This window comes from Bacillus sp. FSL H8-0545 (assembly GCF_038006105.1).
Lineage (GTDB): Bacteria > Bacillota > Bacilli > Bacillales > Bacillaceae_G > Bacillus_A > Bacillus_A cereus_U.
Genome location: NZ_JBBOUO010000001.1, coordinates 1268301 through 1282683 on the forward strand (window position 1 = coordinate 1268301; position 14383 = coordinate 1282683).

Here is a 14383-nt window from a genome sequence, read left to right on the forward strand (position 1 = left end):
GGAGGAGTCAGCATTGGGAAACGTAGTAGTGAAATTAGAAAATGTTCGAAAAAAGATTGGTAAGACAGAAATTATTCGGGGCTTATCATTTGAGGTTCAAGAAGGAGAAGTATACGGGTTCCTTGGACCGAACGGTAGTGGTAAGACGATGACAATTCGTATGATGACAGGTCTTATTTCGATGACAGAAGGTGATATTACAATTTGTGGCCATAGTATTCGCACAGAGCGTGAAAAGGCGTTAGAGCAAATTGGAGCGATTGTAGAAAATCCCGAGCTATATGATTATATGACAGGAATGCAAAACTTAAAGCAGTTTGCAAACATGGCAATTACCCCAATTAGTAAAGAGCGTATCGCTGAAATTATAAAGCTTGTTGATTTAGAGCATGCCATTCATAAAAAGGTGAAAACATATTCACTTGGAATGAAACAACGCCTAGGAATCGCACAAGCGTTACTTCATCAACCAAAAATATTAATTTTAGATGAACCGACAAATGGATTAGATCCAGCTGGTATTCGCCAAATTCGTGACTATTTACAACGATTAGCGAAGGAAGAAAATATTGCAGTCATTGTATCAAGTCATTTATTAAGTGAAATTGAATTAATGTGTGACCGCGTCGTTATTATAAAGCAAGGTGAGTTTGTGCAAGAGTATAACTTACATGAACAAGCGAAGCATGATGAAACGGTAGTTGTAGCGTTTGAAGTAGATCAAGTTCAGAAAGCAAATGAAATCATTAAAGGTAAGGAACAAGGGAATGTAATTGTGACACCTATAATGAAAGAAGAGATTCCGCAAATTGTAAAAGAGCTAGTAAATGCTGATGTACTCGTATACGGTGTTACTGTTCAAAATAAAACGTTAGAGGATGAATTCTTAGCGATTACAGGGGGAGTGAAAGCGTAATGTTTAAATTAATTCAAAATGAATTTTTGAAGTTACATGCGAAAAAAGGTATGTACATTTTAATAGGTGTAATTGCAGCATTGGAGATTTTGGGAGTTTTAGCGATGCTGAAATGGGGAGGAGGACATGAGTTTAAAGGATCATATTTAGACTTTGTAAGTTCAGAGATTGGTTTGATTACCTTGTTTGCAACAATTTTTGGAATTACGATTGCTTCTCGTACAATTACTGATGAGTTTCAAAAAGGTACAATTAAGCAGTTATTAATCCGTCCTAGAAAACGAATTACAGTTTTGTTCTCTAAATATATTACAGTGTTACTTACTATATTATTTATCATATTTGCTAGCACGTTAATCGCAATGATTATTGGCGGGATTGTAATGGATGGTAGTAAAACAGAATTAACGTTAGGAATCATAATGAAGTCCATTTTATATCAAGTACTTTCACCGTTCTTCTTTGCAACTCTTGCCTTTTTCTTGGCAAATGTATTTAGAAAGTCTGTATTACCATTAATTATTACGTTGTTCCTATTTTTCTTGCAAGGAGCAATTAATATGGTGCTAATAATGTTTGCAAAAGGTGTAGCGAAATTTGTTGTGTTCTTCCATTTAAATTTAAGTGTTTACGACAGCAATAAATTAGTTAGTGGTGGAATGGAACCACCATTTACAGAATTTACGTTTACAACTTCATTATTACTTGTAGTTGCATACTTTGCTGTATTACTTGTAGCATCAAGTGTATTATTCCAAAAACGTGACGTATTATAATAGAAAAAATCCCCGTGTTAACGGGGATTTTTATTAACCAAATTTTTTTGATTTATATAGTTTTTAAGTGTGGCAAATACATATTTACTTAGGAATATAATTGTAACTAAGTTGAAGAACATCGATATCGTATATCAAATAAGGTCGTTATTATATAATTTAATAGATATGTTGTCCGAAATTATTTGAGAAAAATAGGAAGATTTTCAACTATATTCATATTATAATTTAGTTATTCGGCCAGTTGTGGGAGAAGGGCTACCCATAAAACACTGATTAAAGTTGCACTTTATCCCGCATTAACGGGCAGTAAAACTCCCACCCAAAAATTCGGCTGGAGCAAAGAAGTTAGGTGGGAGATCAACTGCCCGTAAAAGCCCGATTGGTTCAACTAATAACCAGTGGGGGATGAACAAAACCCCCACTGATTAAAGTTTCACTTTATATCATCTCTGGAGGTGTTCAATATGCAATATGCATTTTCACGTATAAGGCTACGTAGTTTTTTTGGATGGATGATTATAGGGATGTTCCTGACGATGATTCCATTAAGTTTATCAGGTGCTTCTGACAATACGATAGAGTTCCTGTCACAAATATCAATCTTTTTCGCATTTCCACTATTATGGCTATATTTAAAAACAAGTAAAAATAATGTTGTTTTTAAAAGTTTTTTTGATAAACCCGGACGTTTACATTGGGGGTTAATTGTATTAGCAACGATAATGGGAATGATTTTTTCAGTCGGTATATCTCAAATTCAATTTTATATTTTAGCACATACTGTACCTAATTTCTTAGTTACCATGTTAGAAGATGGAAATGTAATTAATACGAGTAACATATACATGACGATATTTACTTTCATTTCAGCATGTGTATTAGCCCCAATAATGGAAGAGGTTATTTTTAGAGGTTTTTTCTTACAACGAATGGCTTACAAATGGGGGATTAAACGTGCAGTTATTATATCCTCTCTTATTTTTGGACTAGGCCATTTTGATGTTATCGGTGCTTTCATGTTCGGTGTTATTATGTGCCTTCTATACATAAAGACAAAAAATATATGGACGAATATTGCTGTGCATGCTCTAAATAATTTGATTGCAACGAGTATGCAATTTGTAGGTGGAGATGGAAGTGACGCAATCTCGATTACTGAATTACAAGCACAAAGTAATTTATGGATCGGCATTGGTCTTGCGATTATCGGTTTATTATGGTTAATTCCTTTTATTTGGAAACAATGGCGTACTGTAAAAGAAGTAGGTGTGCCACCGCTTCGCTTAATAAATGAAGAAAAAGTGATGAATTCATCACGTGAAAATGAAATGTATAGCCAAGTTATACTAACGAATAGATTGATGGCGGTGGAACTGCCAGATGAGGCTGTCAACCAGCTCAAGTTAGAAGAAAATGAGTATGTAACAATAGCTGTAGAAGAAGATAAGATTATTATAAAAAAGGCGGATTATAGGCCATAAAAAAGTAGCTCTCCAGTATGAAAAGGAGAGCTACTTTTTAATTTGTAATAATCTCTACACGGAAGTTATTTCCGTTTTTCACGTATTTAATATCTGTAACGATCCGAACGGTTTTTAGAAGTTCAACTTTTTCACCAATTCGAGGGATGGTCGGAACATTGTCCCAAATACCAAGCAAGTCATCTAATTGTGCCGTTTTTTCATAAAACCAGATTTTCAATGTAAAGCCCCTTTCTCGAACTTTGTGTATTTTAATACATGATATATCATTTTTATTCTCAATGTAAGAGGTTTTTACTCTTTTTTGTGAATAAAGATGAATTAATCTTCTGGGAAGATATGTTCAATATCCGGAGTAAGAGCTACTTCTGATAATACGATATGAGAAACTGTCGTTGCATATGAAGAAACATCATTGATAAATTCTTCAAGTTCAACGAGTGAAGGAACAGAGATTTTTACAATGTAGCATAAGCTTCCTGTTACTCGGTAACAAAAACTTGCAGATGGATAAGACTGAATAAACTGTTGCATACGTGTTGTATCACCATTTTTTAAAGTGATTTCTAAAATACAATCTAAAACAAGTCCTGCTTTTTTATAATTGATATCGATTGTGTATTTTTGAATAATTCCTTCACTTTCAAGTTTACGAACACGCTCTGTAGTAGACGGAGCGGATAAGTTTACTCGTTTTGCCAATTCGCGCATCGAAAGGCGACTATCATTATATAATTCATTTAAAATTTTTCGATCAACACGGTCTAATTGCATTTGTAAATATACCTCCAGTAAAATGATAATTTTTGTAAAGGAAAATTATAAATTAAGATTCATATGAAATGTAAAGTGAGCTTTATTTATTTTACAATAAAAAAGAGGGAAATAGGAGGGGAAATGATGGAGAGAATTATATTATCAAATATAGGAGATACAAATTTTCAAAAATTATTAGGGCATAATCCGGATATATTAAATTCGTGGAGTACGTTAGAGAATACACTGTATAGTACAGGGACCCTTTCCGCAGAGTTAAAGGAGCAAGTAAGAAGAACATTAGCGTTTGGGAATGAATGTCCGTACTGTATGGCAAAGGGAAAGCCGGATGATATACAAAAGATAGAAGAAATTAGCGTAGCCGTTACTTTTGCACATGCATTTGTTCATAACCAAAAGGCGATAGATGATAATATGTTTCATGTATTAAAACAATATTGGACTGAAAAAGAAATTGTAGAGCTTTGTGCCTATATTTGTTTTATTACTGCGTCACAGCAACTTGGTTTTCTGTTTCAATTACAGCCCAATTAACTAGGAGGATAATATGCTTAATCACGCAGCACTTATAATCATTGATGTACAGGAAGCATTTAACTTACCGTACTGGGGCACAAGGAATAACCTTTTTGCGGAAGAAAATATGAAAATTTTGTTAGAAGAATGGAGAAAAAGAGAATTACTAGTTATTCATATTCAGCATGTGAATAAAGAAAATGTGGAGTCAATGTTTCATCTAGATGCAGAAACAGTACGTTTTAAAAAAGAAGTGAGGCCATTACCAGGTGAGATTATTATTCAAAAGGTTGTTAACAGTGCGTTCATTGGGACAAATTTAGAAGAGATATTACGAGTAAAAGATTATACTTCTTTAGTAGTTGTAGGATTAACGACAAATCATTGTGTAGAGACGACAACACGGATGTCAGGTAATTTAGGATTTACAACGTATGTAGTGAGTGACGCGACGGCTACTTTTAACCGCATCGGTCCAGATGGCACAGAGTATAGCGCAGAGGATATTCACAATATGACGCTTGTAAACTTGCATGATGAATTTGCTGCTATTGTGACGACGAAAGAAGTGTTAAAAACTATTTCGATAAAATAATTGCAGAATTATGTAGAAAAAAATAAGAATATTTCGTATAATCTAAGTATAATCATTTTGAAAATAGGGGTGTCATCATATGGAGCAAATTCCAGTAAAGAAAATAGAAGAAGTACTCGTTTTAGCAGGAGATGATAAACAAAAGCAAAAGGAATTTTATGAATTGCTCTTAACAACGGAGTTTTATGTTGCTGGTTCATTAGAAGCAGAGGAGGGGGCAACAGAAGGCACACTTCGTTTACGTCATTTCCAAGGAGAGGGTAGATGGATTGTTCCATTCTTTACACAATTGGAATTTGTAAAAGCTGTGTTGCCAGAAGGGACACCCCTTATTACGATACGTGGAAAAGAATTATTGGGTAGCATCGAGAAAGATGCTACAGCTGTATTAAATGTTGGAACAGATGTGAGTAAAACATTTATTCCAGAAGAAATTGCAGAGATAGCATCAGGACGAATCTTTAATTATTATAAGTAAAAGGAAAAGCTTAGCAGCTTTTCCTTTTTAATTTGAACATGGAGTGGCTATACCAGAAGAAATAGAAACAGTTTTGTTAGTTGTATTTATTGTTGCTGTAGCTCCGAGGGGAATACCGATATTTGGACTTATATGTCCAATCGGTAAACCGAATAACACAGGTATATTATATGGCATGAAATATTCATATAATATTGTTTGCAATGATTGAGATGGCTTAGAAGGGTTGCAGTCGTGACAACTTGTAAAAATAACGCCACTGCATTCATTAAACTGTCCAGATAAAAGTAGTTGATTTAACATCCGGTCAATGCGGTACGGTTCTTCACCAATATCTTCAAGCAATAAAAGTCTATTTGACGTATTTATCTCATAGGGCGAGCCAATTATACTTGTTAACACAGTTAAATTCCCTCCAACTAATGTGCCTGTAACTGTACATGGAGAGGTAGGTACGATACATTCTGATGCATATAAGATAGATGAATACGGATGGAATAGTTGATTGAAAGAAGATAAAGAGAGAGAATCTATACCTTTTCCTAATTCTTCAATCATTGGACCATGAAAAGTTACAAGCTCTGCATAACGTGAAAAGGCAGTATGTAAAGCCGTAATATCGCTATATCCCCAAAAAATCTTTGGGTTCCGTTGAATGATTTCATATTGAATGTAAGGGAGGAGACGAGCGCTGCCGTAACCACCTCGTGCACAAAAGACTGCTTTGACCTCAGTATTTGTAAATGCTTCATGTATATCATCAAGACGAACTTGATCACTTCCAGCTAAATATCCATACTTTTCATAAACACTCTTCCCAATTATTACGAATAAACCCATCTCTTGTAATACGGTCACACCTTTTAATACATTCTCAAGTGTTGGTGGGCCAGACGGTGCAATAATCATTACTGTATCACCTTTTTGCAACGCATTTGGATAAATCATTGTTCTCAGCCTCCTTCTCTTTCAATATATTCGCTTGAGCGAAAGTTCAATCCTTGTAAAAGAAGGGGAAAGCATGTCATATAAAGAAGGTATAGGGAAAGTAGGAGGGAAAATGATGTTTACAAGTCGAGTAATAAATATATTACAAATTAAGTATCCGATCATTCAAGCAGGTATGGCAGGAGCGATTACAACGCCAGAACTTGTTGCAGCTGTGAGTAATAGCGGAGGATTAGGTACGCTTGGAGCAGGGTATATGAGCCCAGAACAAATCCGTGAAGCGATTTATAAAATAAGGGAACTAACAAATAAGCCTTTCGGTGTTAATTTACTTTTAACGAAAGAGATACAGATAGAAGAAGAGAAGGTAAACGAGGCGAAAGTATTACTTAGTGGAGTGAATAGAGAATTAGGTATAGAGGAAGAAAAGACTTTAAAACTTCCAAAAAGCTATAAAGAACAATTACAAGTATTATTAGAGGAAAAGGTACCAGTCGTTAGTTTTGCATTTCAAACGTTAGAAAAAGAAGAAATAGATGATTTGAAAAAGGAAGGGATAAAAGTTATCGGAACAGCTACCCATGTAGCGGAAGCGAAAGCACTTGCTAAGTTAGGGGTAGATATTATCGTCGGGCAAGGTAGCGAGGCAGGAGGGCATAGAGGAACGTTTATTGGGAAAGAACAAGATGCGATGATTGGTACATTTGCATTAATCCCGCAATTAGTAGCGGGGGTACCTCATATCCCGATTGTTGCAGCAGGTGGTGTAATGAATGGGCAAGGGCTTGTTGCGGCATTTGCGTTAGGGGCAGAAGCTGTTCAAATGGGATCAGCCTTTTTAACGAGTGAAGAAAGTATTACGCATGACGTGTATAAAGAGGCGATTTTACATAGTACAGATACGAGTACAACGGTAACCCGTGCGTTTTCCGGGAAATATGCACGGGGTATTCGTAATGAATTTATAGAGAAACATGAAGGAAGAGAAGAGAATTTACCGATGTATCCAGTGCAAAACGTATTAACTTCAAAAATACGTCAAGAAGCAGCGAAGCAAAATAAGGAAGAGTATATGTCGCTTTGGGCGGGACAAGCATCATCATTAGCACGAACGGAATCAGCTCAGCACGTAGTAAAACGTGTCATGAAAGAAGCAGAGAACGTAATTGAACAATTACAAGATGTATATAGAAAAAGACCACTTGAATAATTCAAGCGGTCTTTTCGTTAGTTTGCTTTATAAAATTGTTGGATAGCTTCGTCGATGTAAACCCAGCCTTTCCAACCTAAGTGCATATGATCTTTTAAGAAGTACTTATCATATTCATGATTTGAGAAATCAGCAATTGGATAGCCAGCTTGCTTAATTTGCTCATGAACTTTATTGTAGTATAATTCGCGTTTTTCTTTCGGGAAGCCAGCGTAATCATACCAAGGACCTTTTACAGGAACAGAAATGAAGAGCGGTTTTGCGCCAGATTGTTTTAATAAATCAAGTACAATTTGTAAATCTTCATATTCTGGTGATTGGTCATAAGCATCATTTTTTAAGTACCCTTCACGTTGCTTTAATTTCTTCTTAATTTTGCTATTGAAGTAATCATCTTCGATACCATATTCGTTAGAGCTTGATTCTACTGCACCTGTTTGATCAGCATGCTTACGAGCTTCTTCCCAGTTCATTTGTTTCAATGATGGATCAAGTTTTTCTTTATGCGGCTTAATATCAAACATAACTGTAAATAAATCTTTACGATCTAGAATGTTACGATAAATATAAGCGAAAGGTTTAGCAGCAAGTGCTTTTACTTTATACTTTGTATCATCGTAGGCGATACCTTCAAGCGAAATTTTTAATAAAGTTTCTTTTTTAACAATCTCAAAGTTTAATAAGCGTTTTGCAATTTGTTTTTTCATTTCAGGTTTTAAATCATCGTTGAAAATGAAGTGGTAACCTTGTTGTTTTGAAAAGTTAGGTGCAAAGTGTGTCTCATCAATACCTTGTGGTACAAACCATTGCGGAGAAAGAACGAATATCATTTTCTTATCTTTCAATTGATCCATTGTAGATGCGAAGTTTAATACATGTACAAGGTCTTGTGTTCCGCCGCGTCCAAGTAGGAATGGTGTGAATCCTTCAGGCTTTACTTTGAAATAATTCGATGGATGAAAAGCATCCATACGTGCGAATTCCGATGAACCGTACATCGGAAGGTATTTCGGGTCTGCTAACATCTTTTGCTGCAAAATCATACTTTGAATCTTTTCTTCTTTTAAAGAAGTCGCAGCTTGTTCTACTTTCTCATCACTTAAAAGTGGGAGTAGGAAGCGCGTAGGAATAAGTAAGAATACAGCAAAAAGGGCCAATGCTAAAAGCATCGGACCAAATTTTACTTTGTTCATCGGATTTCTTCTAACTTTTTAATAACCATATTTGGTGTAGCCCACTCATCGCGGTCAAAATCAGAAATAGAAACTTCAATCTCTAAACGCTCTTGGAATTCTACTAATAAAGATACTACAGCGAAAGAATCAAGAATACCTTCTTCAAATAATTGAACATCTAAGTTTTCTTTCACAATATCGTTTTCACATACTTCTTCTAAAATATCTAATACTTGCTCTTTGAATTCTGCCATTTTTAAAATCTCCTTTATATCCGAAATATATTATATGTGCGACTTCTTAATAGTATAAGAAGGGTGCATTAAAAGTATCTGTTAAGGTGTCCAGAGAAGATCAGGAAACCGAAACATACAACGTGGAACGTAATTACAATCGCAAGGACATGCGTAAATTTATTATTTGGCCAAAACTTAAGCTTCTTGTTTTTTCGTTCGAAAATATCGAACAAGATAAACAAGGCAGCGTGATAAAGCCCATAAATAATGTATTGATACACATGCTCACCAGTAATATGCCATATTCCCATGATGAAAAAGTTCAAAAATGCACCGATATACGAAATTGTGTAACGGTTTTTAATTAGCTTTTTCTTCGTTGCGAAAAAGACGAAACGCATGTAAATAAAGTCACGGAACCAGAATGATAAACTCATGTGCCAGCGATTCCAGAAGTCTTTAATGTTACGACTAATGAATGGTTTATTAAAGTTTTCTGGAGTTTTAATTCCCATCATATAACTTACACCAATTACAAATGAGCTATAACCAGCAAAGTCAAAGAATAAATATAAGCTATAGCTATACATGTAAATCATATTTGATAGGATTGTATCTTGCTGAGCGAATGCCGGATCCATAAAATATTGCTTTATTAAGTAAGCAATAATAAATTTATACAAGAAACCTTGGAAAATACGGTTTAGCCCTGTATATAGTAAATTTTGATATTCTTCTGCACTAGGTGGCTTTTGAATATCTTTTTGGAATCTGCGGTAACGATCGATAGGTCCCGTTGAGATAGCCGGGAAGAATAAAATGAATTCCCAAAAATTAAAGAAGGAAAGTTCTTTAATTAAGTTATCACGAACTTCAAATACCATTTGTACTGCTCTAAATGTTACATAGGACATTCCTAAAAATACAACAAACTTTAGCTCAGGTACAAACGGTGCGATTTTTGCCAAAATAAGCGGTAAAATCGATAAAATAACAGCTATACAAAACGTGAATGTACTATTATTTTGTTTTCTTAACATTAAATAGCCTTTAATAAGGGCATATTGCCAAATAATAAATGCTGCTAACATCATTGCTTGCTTCGGTTTATCAGAGAAGATAATAACGAGCATTACTAATGTTAAAACGGCATTATATTTACGCAACATTTTACCTTTTAATCCAGCTATGATAGTAGGTATTAATAAAATGCCTACTATAGCGAAAAAATAAAATGATCCATATGCGGTCATGCTGTAACCTCACTCAATAATTTTTTGCGATCTACCTTTCCATTTGGTGTCATTGGAATAGAAGATTGATACATGAATTTACGTGGAATCATGTAGTTTGGTAATCGCTCATTGAGTTCTTTTTTAATTGCAGATGTTAATTTGAATTCTTTTTCAAATGAATGCTCTCCAGGAACAACAACCGCTAATAAATAATCGTATTTTTCACCTTTTTTAATTGGAACAATAACTGCTCCTTCTACGTAAGAACACGCACGAAGGTGATGCTCAATTTCTTCTAATTCCATTCGATAACCATGAAGCTTAATTTGGAAATCAAGACGACCATTATAGAATAGAAGACCATTTTCTACATAGCCAGCATCGCCTGTTTTATAGGCGCGCTCGCCGTCAATCATGGTAAATGCTTTTTCTGTTAATTCAGGGCTTCCTAAATATCCAACGCTTACGCTTGGACCGACAATTACGATTTCACCCTTTTCACCATCAGGTGCAAGTGTGCCGTCTTCTTTCATAATAAGAAGGCGACAGTCTGATTTACAGTAGCCGACTGGAAGTGATTTGTATTGATCAAGCACTTCTTCTGTAACGTGAATACCTGTTACAGCAACAGTAGCTTCTGTAGGACCGTACGTATTCATAATTGTTGCTTTCGGGAACCGCTCAATTAATTTTCTAGCTACTTCATTTGGTAACACTTCACCGCAGAATAAGAATGTTTTCATGTTTGGTAGCATACTTTCAGAGAAAGAGGCTTCCATTAAACACATTTCTGCGAAAGATGGTGTCGAAGTCCATACTTGTATATCCGATTGCTCTAAAGAAGCAAACAAGTCTTTTGGACGTGCAATCATGTCTTTATCGATTGCCCAAAGTGTACCACCTGTTACTAATGATGGGTAAATATCCATTACAGATAAATCGAATGAGAAAGGTGCTTGGTTTAAGAATACTTGCCCTGTTTGTAAGTTGAAATCTTCTACAGCCCATTTTGTAAAGCTAACAAGACAGTTATAAGTAATCTGAACCCCTTTCGGATTACCTGTACTTCCTGATGTGTAAATAATGTAGAAGTTCTCATCACCTTTTACCGCATGTTCAGGATTTGGAATGTTCCCTTTATGAGTAAAGAAAATATCTTTTAAGTTGTCTTCACTTACGATGCGAACTGGTAAATCAGTTACAGTTACTTCTGTTCCTGATAAAAGTAATTTCGCACCAGAATTTTCAGCGATACGTTGTACGCGATCAGCTGGGATAGATAAATCTACAGGAATGTAAGCATGTCCAGCTTTTACACAACCTAAAAAGTTAATAATCATTTCAGGTTGCATATGGCCATAAACCATAATTGGTGAACGATCATCTGGATACTCAGAAGAAATCCAATGTGCTAACGCATCAGAATCTTCCTTTAATTGTTTGTACGTAATTTTCGCATCTCGCCAAACAAAAGCGGTTTGATCAGGCGTTTCTACAGCCCACTTTTCAATTTGTTCTAATAACTTCATAACGTTCCCACCCTAGAATTCATTGTAAATAAATGTACTTGTGTTTGTATCATGGAATCCATACAACCAAAGTAATGCAAATAAAATTGCAAGGTAATAAACCGTCTTTGCAACCCATTGTGTGAGTGGTTGAGACCATATCTCTTTTAATCTTTCCATGTTTTTCCCTCGCTTAATGAAATAATAGCTCTTTGTAGGTATCATGTCCTACATTATTGTGAAAAAAACAAAATCCCACATTTTAGGTAAAAATAAGTCAAAAGGCTCTTTTCTGATATTAGCACTAAATACTAAAAAAGAAAATCCCTAACTTAGCAATTATATTACATTCAGCATGAATTTGTAATGGGTTTGACATGTAAATAGAAAGTGGATTGTGTGAATACATAAAAGTGGACTATAAGAATACGTGAAAATATAATATTTGTTTTTTATTAATCGGTAGAGACTGAGCAAACTTTAAATTACTAGATCTTTTTAAAAGGAGGAAATTATCATGAATAGAGTGTGGAAGAGTCTTGTTTCAGAAGAAAATATTATGGAATGGAGACGGCATTTCCATAAGTATCCGGAATTATCGTTTCATGAAAAAGAAACTTCGCAATTTATATATGATACATTATGCTCATTTTCTTCTTTTGAAGTAACGAGACCAACGAAGTACAGTGTACTAGCAATTAAAAGAGGAACGGAACAAGGGAAAGTAGTTGCGATTCGAGCGGATATAGATGCTTTACCAATTCAAGAGGAGACAAGGAAATCTTATGCGTCTGTGAATAAAGGGATGATGCATGCATGTGGGCATGATGCTCATGCAGCTATTTTGTTAAGTACAGCAGAAGCGCTATCAAATATAAAGGAAGATTTTGTAGGGGAGATTCGTCTATTCTTTCAACACGCAGAAGAGGTGTATCCCGGTGGCGGACAAGAAATGGTGGAGGCCGGTGTTATGGACGGTGTCGATTATGTAATAGGTTTGCATGTTATGTCTGGATTAGAAAGTGGGAAGGTAGGAATTGTATATGGCCCTATGATGGCAGCACCAGACGTATTTACAATTGAAATTTTAGGAAAGGGTGGTCACGCGGCACGACCAGAAGAAACGATAGATCCTATTGCTATCGGAGCACAAATTATTACAAATTTACAACATATCGTATCAAGAAATACAAGTGCTTTTATGCATAGAGTAGTGTCAGTTACACAATTTCATGGGGGGATGGCCGATAATATCATTCCAAACAAAGCATCTTTAATGGGAACTGTTCGATCTTTTAATCAAACATTAAGAGAGGAAGCAAAAGAAAAAATTGAGCAAATTGTGAAAGGAATTACAGAAGCGCATGGAGGGGATTATACATATACGTATCGTTACGGATATGATCCAGTTGTTAATAATGAGTACATTACGAAAATAGTAGAAAAAAGTGCGATAAAATTGTTCGGAAATCAGCGTATTGTGCATCTTGAACCTTCTATGGGAGGAGAAGATTTTTCAGCGTATTTAAGAAAAGCACCTGGTTGTTTCATTAAATTAGGAACAGGGAATAAAAATATTGATACTTGTTATCCACATCATCATCCGAAATTTGATGTAGATGAATCAGCTTTAATTTATGGAGTAGAATTATTTTTAGAAACAACGATAAGGTTACTAAAATCATAGAAAAGTATAAAAAAAGGCAACTGCGCTCTATCGCAGTTGCTTCTATTTCTTCCGTCAGAGAGGGCTGAGAAAGAACTATGCTCATTTATAGTATATGAATAGCTAACGGACAAGCTTGTACATTTTAACTATTTTTTTAAAAATAGTTATTGACTTTGATAATCAATTTCAATTAATCTAATGGTATAATTGAAATTGATAATTATTATCAATGGAGTAGATGAGGAACCTTAATGAGAAAAACATTTCACCTTTTACGAAGGGGATTAAAAAATAAAGATGTTGATAAGCATATTGAATGGCAACGAAATATAATTCGTTCTGAATATGTAGATGAGAAGAGTACACTTCCAACAGAAAAAGAGATACAAGGTAAAAGGAGAGGTTCAGTTGAGTAAGTTAGTAATGATTTTTGCAAGTATGAGTGGAAATACGGAGGAAATGGCTGATCATATTGCGGGTGCAATTCGTGAAACAGAAAATGAAATTGAAGTCATTGATATTATGGATTCACCAGAAGCTTCTATATTAGAGCAATATGACGGTATTATTTTAGGTGCTTATACTTGGGGAGATGGTGATCTTCCGGATGATTTTTTAGATTTTTATGACGCAATGGATTCTATTGATTTAACTGGGAAAAAAGCGGCAGTATTCGGGTCATGTGATTCAGGTTATCCAAAATACGGGGTAGCGGTTGATATTTTAATAGAAAAGCTGCAGGAGCGCGGGGCAGCAATTGTGTTAGAAGGATTGAAAGTAGAATTAACGCCAGAAGATGAAGATGTAGAAAAATGTTTACAGTTTGGAGCTGAATTCGTAAAACACCTTTCTTAATGGCA

The 14383-nt window shown here is 35.1% G+C and carries 18 protein-coding genes; 10 read left to right on the forward strand and 8 right to left on the reverse strand.

What is annotated here, in order from left to right; all coding sequences use genetic code 11:
* The first annotated feature begins 13 nt into the window (after positions 1-13).
* From MHI07_RS06680 to MHI07_RS06690, 3 genes are all read left to right on the forward strand, one after another.
* Entirely contained in the window at positions 14-916 is a 903-nt protein-coding gene (locus tag MHI07_RS06680; RefSeq protein WP_002158711.1) for an ABC transporter ATP-binding protein, read from the forward strand.
* Complete coding sequence (locus MHI07_RS06685) at positions 916-1692, forward strand: ABC transporter permease (protein WP_340822683.1); 777 nt, start codon at positions 916-918, stop codon at positions 1690-1692. The genes MHI07_RS06680 and MHI07_RS06685 overlap by 1 nt, the downstream gene beginning before the upstream one ends.
* Before the next feature lie 467 nt (positions 1693-2159).
* Positions 2160-3176: a CPBP family intramembrane glutamic endopeptidase gene (locus MHI07_RS06690; protein WP_340822685.1), complete on the forward strand. Its 1017-nt coding sequence runs from the start codon at positions 2160-2162 to the stop codon at positions 3174-3176.
* A gap of 37 nt (positions 3177-3213) precedes the next feature.
* Here the strand turns inward: MHI07_RS06690 and MHI07_RS06695 are convergent, their stop codons facing one another.
* Together MHI07_RS06695 and MHI07_RS06700 are read right to left on the reverse strand one after the other, a co-directional pair.
* The gene (locus MHI07_RS06695) at positions 3214-3396 is read right to left on the reverse strand and encodes a DUF3913 family protein (protein WP_000707108.1); all 183 of its coding nucleotides are present in this window, start codon (positions 3394-3396) and stop codon (positions 3214-3216) included.
* Between the two features lie 101 nt (positions 3397-3497).
* Positions 3498-3950 (reverse strand): Lrp/AsnC family transcriptional regulator, encoded by a 453-nt coding sequence (locus MHI07_RS06700; RefSeq protein WP_002011610.1) that lies wholly within the window; start codon positions 3948-3950, stop codon positions 3498-3500.
* A gap of 123 nt (positions 3951-4073) precedes the next feature.
* Here MHI07_RS06700 and MHI07_RS06705 point away from each other — a divergent pair, with 123 nt between their 5' ends.
* The 3 genes from MHI07_RS06705 (at position 4074) to MHI07_RS06715 (ending at position 5542) form a co-directional block, all read left to right on the forward strand.
* Positions 4074-4487: a carboxymuconolactone decarboxylase family protein gene (locus MHI07_RS06705; protein ID WP_199659860.1), complete on the forward strand. Its 414-nt coding sequence runs from the start codon at positions 4074-4076 to the stop codon at positions 4485-4487.
* Positions 4488-4500: 13 nt separating this feature from the next.
* Positions 4501-5064 (forward strand): cysteine hydrolase family protein, encoded by a 564-nt coding sequence (locus MHI07_RS06710; protein ID WP_340822690.1) that lies wholly within the window; start codon positions 4501-4503, stop codon positions 5062-5064.
* 79 nt (positions 5065-5143) lie between these two features.
* Positions 5144-5542, forward strand: a complete 399-nt coding sequence (locus MHI07_RS06715; RefSeq protein ID WP_340822693.1) for an SseB family protein — start codon at positions 5144-5146, stop codon at positions 5540-5542.
* Between the two features lie 27 nt (positions 5543-5569).
* Here the strand turns inward: MHI07_RS06715 and MHI07_RS06720 are convergent, their stop codons facing one another.
* On the reverse strand, positions 5570-6490 hold the full coding sequence (locus MHI07_RS06720) for a S66 peptidase family protein (RefSeq protein ID WP_204209150.1): 921 nt from the start codon (positions 6488-6490) through the stop codon (positions 5570-5572).
* 73 nt (positions 6491-6563) lie between these two features.
* On the opposite strand from MHI07_RS06720, the gene MHI07_RS06725 reads away from it, so the two are divergent.
* Positions 6564-7700, forward strand: a complete 1137-nt coding sequence (locus MHI07_RS06725) for an NAD(P)H-dependent flavin oxidoreductase (protein WP_340822696.1) — start codon at positions 6564-6566, stop codon at positions 7698-7700.
* 17 nt (positions 7701-7717) lie between these two features.
* Here the strand turns inward: MHI07_RS06725 and dltD are convergent, their stop codons facing one another.
* From dltD to MHI07_RS06750, 5 genes are all read right to left on the reverse strand, one after another.
* Complete coding sequence (gene dltD / locus MHI07_RS06730) at positions 7718-8893, reverse strand: D-alanyl-lipoteichoic acid biosynthesis protein DltD (RefSeq protein WP_002201220.1); 1176 nt, start codon at positions 8891-8893, stop codon at positions 7718-7720.
* A complete protein-coding gene (gene dltC / locus MHI07_RS06735; RefSeq protein WP_002011622.1) occupies positions 8890-9129 on the reverse strand; it encodes a D-alanine--poly(phosphoribitol) ligase subunit DltC in 240 nt (79 codons plus the stop codon). The genes dltD and dltC overlap by 4 nt, the downstream gene beginning before the upstream one ends.
* A gap of 68 nt (positions 9130-9197) precedes the next feature.
* Positions 9198-10364, reverse strand: coding sequence for a D-alanyl-lipoteichoic acid biosynthesis protein DltB (gene dltB / locus MHI07_RS06740; RefSeq protein ID WP_215581060.1), 1167 nt, complete (start codon positions 10362-10364; stop codon positions 9198-9200).
* Positions 10361-11875, reverse strand: a complete 1515-nt coding sequence (gene dltA / locus MHI07_RS06745) for a D-alanine--poly(phosphoribitol) ligase subunit DltA (protein WP_002158701.1) — start codon at positions 11873-11875, stop codon at positions 10361-10363. The genes dltB and dltA overlap by 4 nt, the downstream gene beginning before the upstream one ends.
* Before the next feature lie 12 nt (positions 11876-11887).
* Positions 11888-12034 carry a teichoic acid D-Ala incorporation-associated protein DltX gene (locus tag MHI07_RS06750; RefSeq protein ID WP_002011626.1) on the reverse strand — a complete coding sequence of 49 codons (147 nt, stop codon included), beginning with the start codon at positions 12032-12034 and terminating at the stop codon, positions 11888-11890.
* A 337-nt stretch (positions 12035-12371) separates the two neighbouring features.
* On the opposite strand from MHI07_RS06750, the gene MHI07_RS06755 reads away from it, so the two are divergent.
* The 3 genes from MHI07_RS06755 to MHI07_RS06765 all read left to right on the forward strand — a co-directional run bounded on the left by MHI07_RS06755 (position 12372) and on the right by MHI07_RS06765 (position 14378).
* Positions 12372-13541 carry an amidohydrolase gene (locus MHI07_RS06755; RefSeq protein WP_340822702.1) on the forward strand — a complete coding sequence of 390 codons (1170 nt, stop codon included), beginning with the start codon at positions 12372-12374 and terminating at the stop codon, positions 13539-13541.
* A gap of 233 nt (positions 13542-13774) precedes the next feature.
* Positions 13775-13939: a hypothetical protein gene (locus tag MHI07_RS06760; RefSeq protein ID WP_002158699.1), complete on the forward strand. Its 165-nt coding sequence runs from the start codon at positions 13775-13777 to the stop codon at positions 13937-13939.
* Positions 13932-14378, forward strand: coding sequence for a flavodoxin (locus tag MHI07_RS06765; RefSeq protein ID WP_215581067.1), 447 nt, complete (start codon positions 13932-13934; stop codon positions 14376-14378). The genes MHI07_RS06760 and MHI07_RS06765 overlap by 8 nt, the downstream gene beginning before the upstream one ends.
* Positions 14379-14383 lie beyond the last annotated feature (5 nt).

What these genes read in the sequence shown, in the direction of transcription:
- dltB (WP_215581060.1), bottom strand. Translation starts at nt 10,364, where the DNA reads ATGACCGCATATGGATCATTTTATTTTTTCGCTATAGTAGGCATTTTA.
- dltC (WP_002011622.1), bottom strand. Translation starts at nt 9,129, where the DNA reads ATGGCAGAATTCAAAGAGCAAGTATTAGATATTTTAGAAGAAGTATGT.
- MHI07_RS06690 (WP_340822685.1), top strand. Translation starts at nt 2,160, where the DNA reads ATGCAATATGCATTTTCACGTATAAGGCTACGTAGTTTTTTTGGATGG.
- dltA (WP_002158701.1), bottom strand. Translation starts at nt 11,875, where the DNA reads ATGAAGTTATTAGAACAAATTGAAAAGTGGGCTGTAGAAACGCCTGAT.
- MHI07_RS06755 (WP_340822702.1), top strand. Translation starts at nt 12,372, where the DNA reads ATGAATAGAGTGTGGAAGAGTCTTGTTTCAGAAGAAAATATTATGGAA.
- MHI07_RS06700 (WP_002011610.1), bottom strand. Translation starts at nt 3,950, where the DNA reads ATGCAATTAGACCGTGTTGATCGAAAAATTTTAAATGAATTATATAAT.
- MHI07_RS06715 (WP_340822693.1), top strand. Translation starts at nt 5,144, where the DNA reads ATGGAGCAAATTCCAGTAAAGAAAATAGAAGAAGTACTCGTTTTAGCA.
- MHI07_RS06760 (WP_002158699.1), top strand. Translation starts at nt 13,775, where the DNA reads ATGAGAAAAACATTTCACCTTTTACGAAGGGGATTAAAAAATAAAGAT.
- MHI07_RS06705 (WP_199659860.1), top strand. Translation starts at nt 4,074, where the DNA reads ATGATGGAGAGAATTATATTATCAAATATAGGAGATACAAATTTTCAA.
- dltD (WP_002201220.1), bottom strand. Translation starts at nt 8,893, where the DNA reads ATGAACAAAGTAAAATTTGGTCCGATGCTTTTAGCATTGGCCCTTTTT.
- MHI07_RS06750 (WP_002011626.1), bottom strand. Translation starts at nt 12,034, where the DNA reads ATGGAAAGATTAAAAGAGATATGGTCTCAACCACTCACACAATGGGTT.
- MHI07_RS06720 (WP_204209150.1), bottom strand. Translation starts at nt 6,490, where the DNA reads ATGATTTATCCAAATGCGTTGCAAAAAGGTGATACAGTAATGATTATT.
- MHI07_RS06685 (WP_340822683.1), top strand. Translation starts at nt 916, where the DNA reads ATGTTTAAATTAATTCAAAATGAATTTTTGAAGTTACATGCGAAAAAA.
- MHI07_RS06710 (WP_340822690.1), top strand. Translation starts at nt 4,501, where the DNA reads ATGCTTAATCACGCAGCACTTATAATCATTGATGTACAGGAAGCATTT.
- MHI07_RS06725 (WP_340822696.1), top strand. Translation starts at nt 6,564, where the DNA reads ATGTCATATAAAGAAGGTATAGGGAAAGTAGGAGGGAAAATGATGTTT.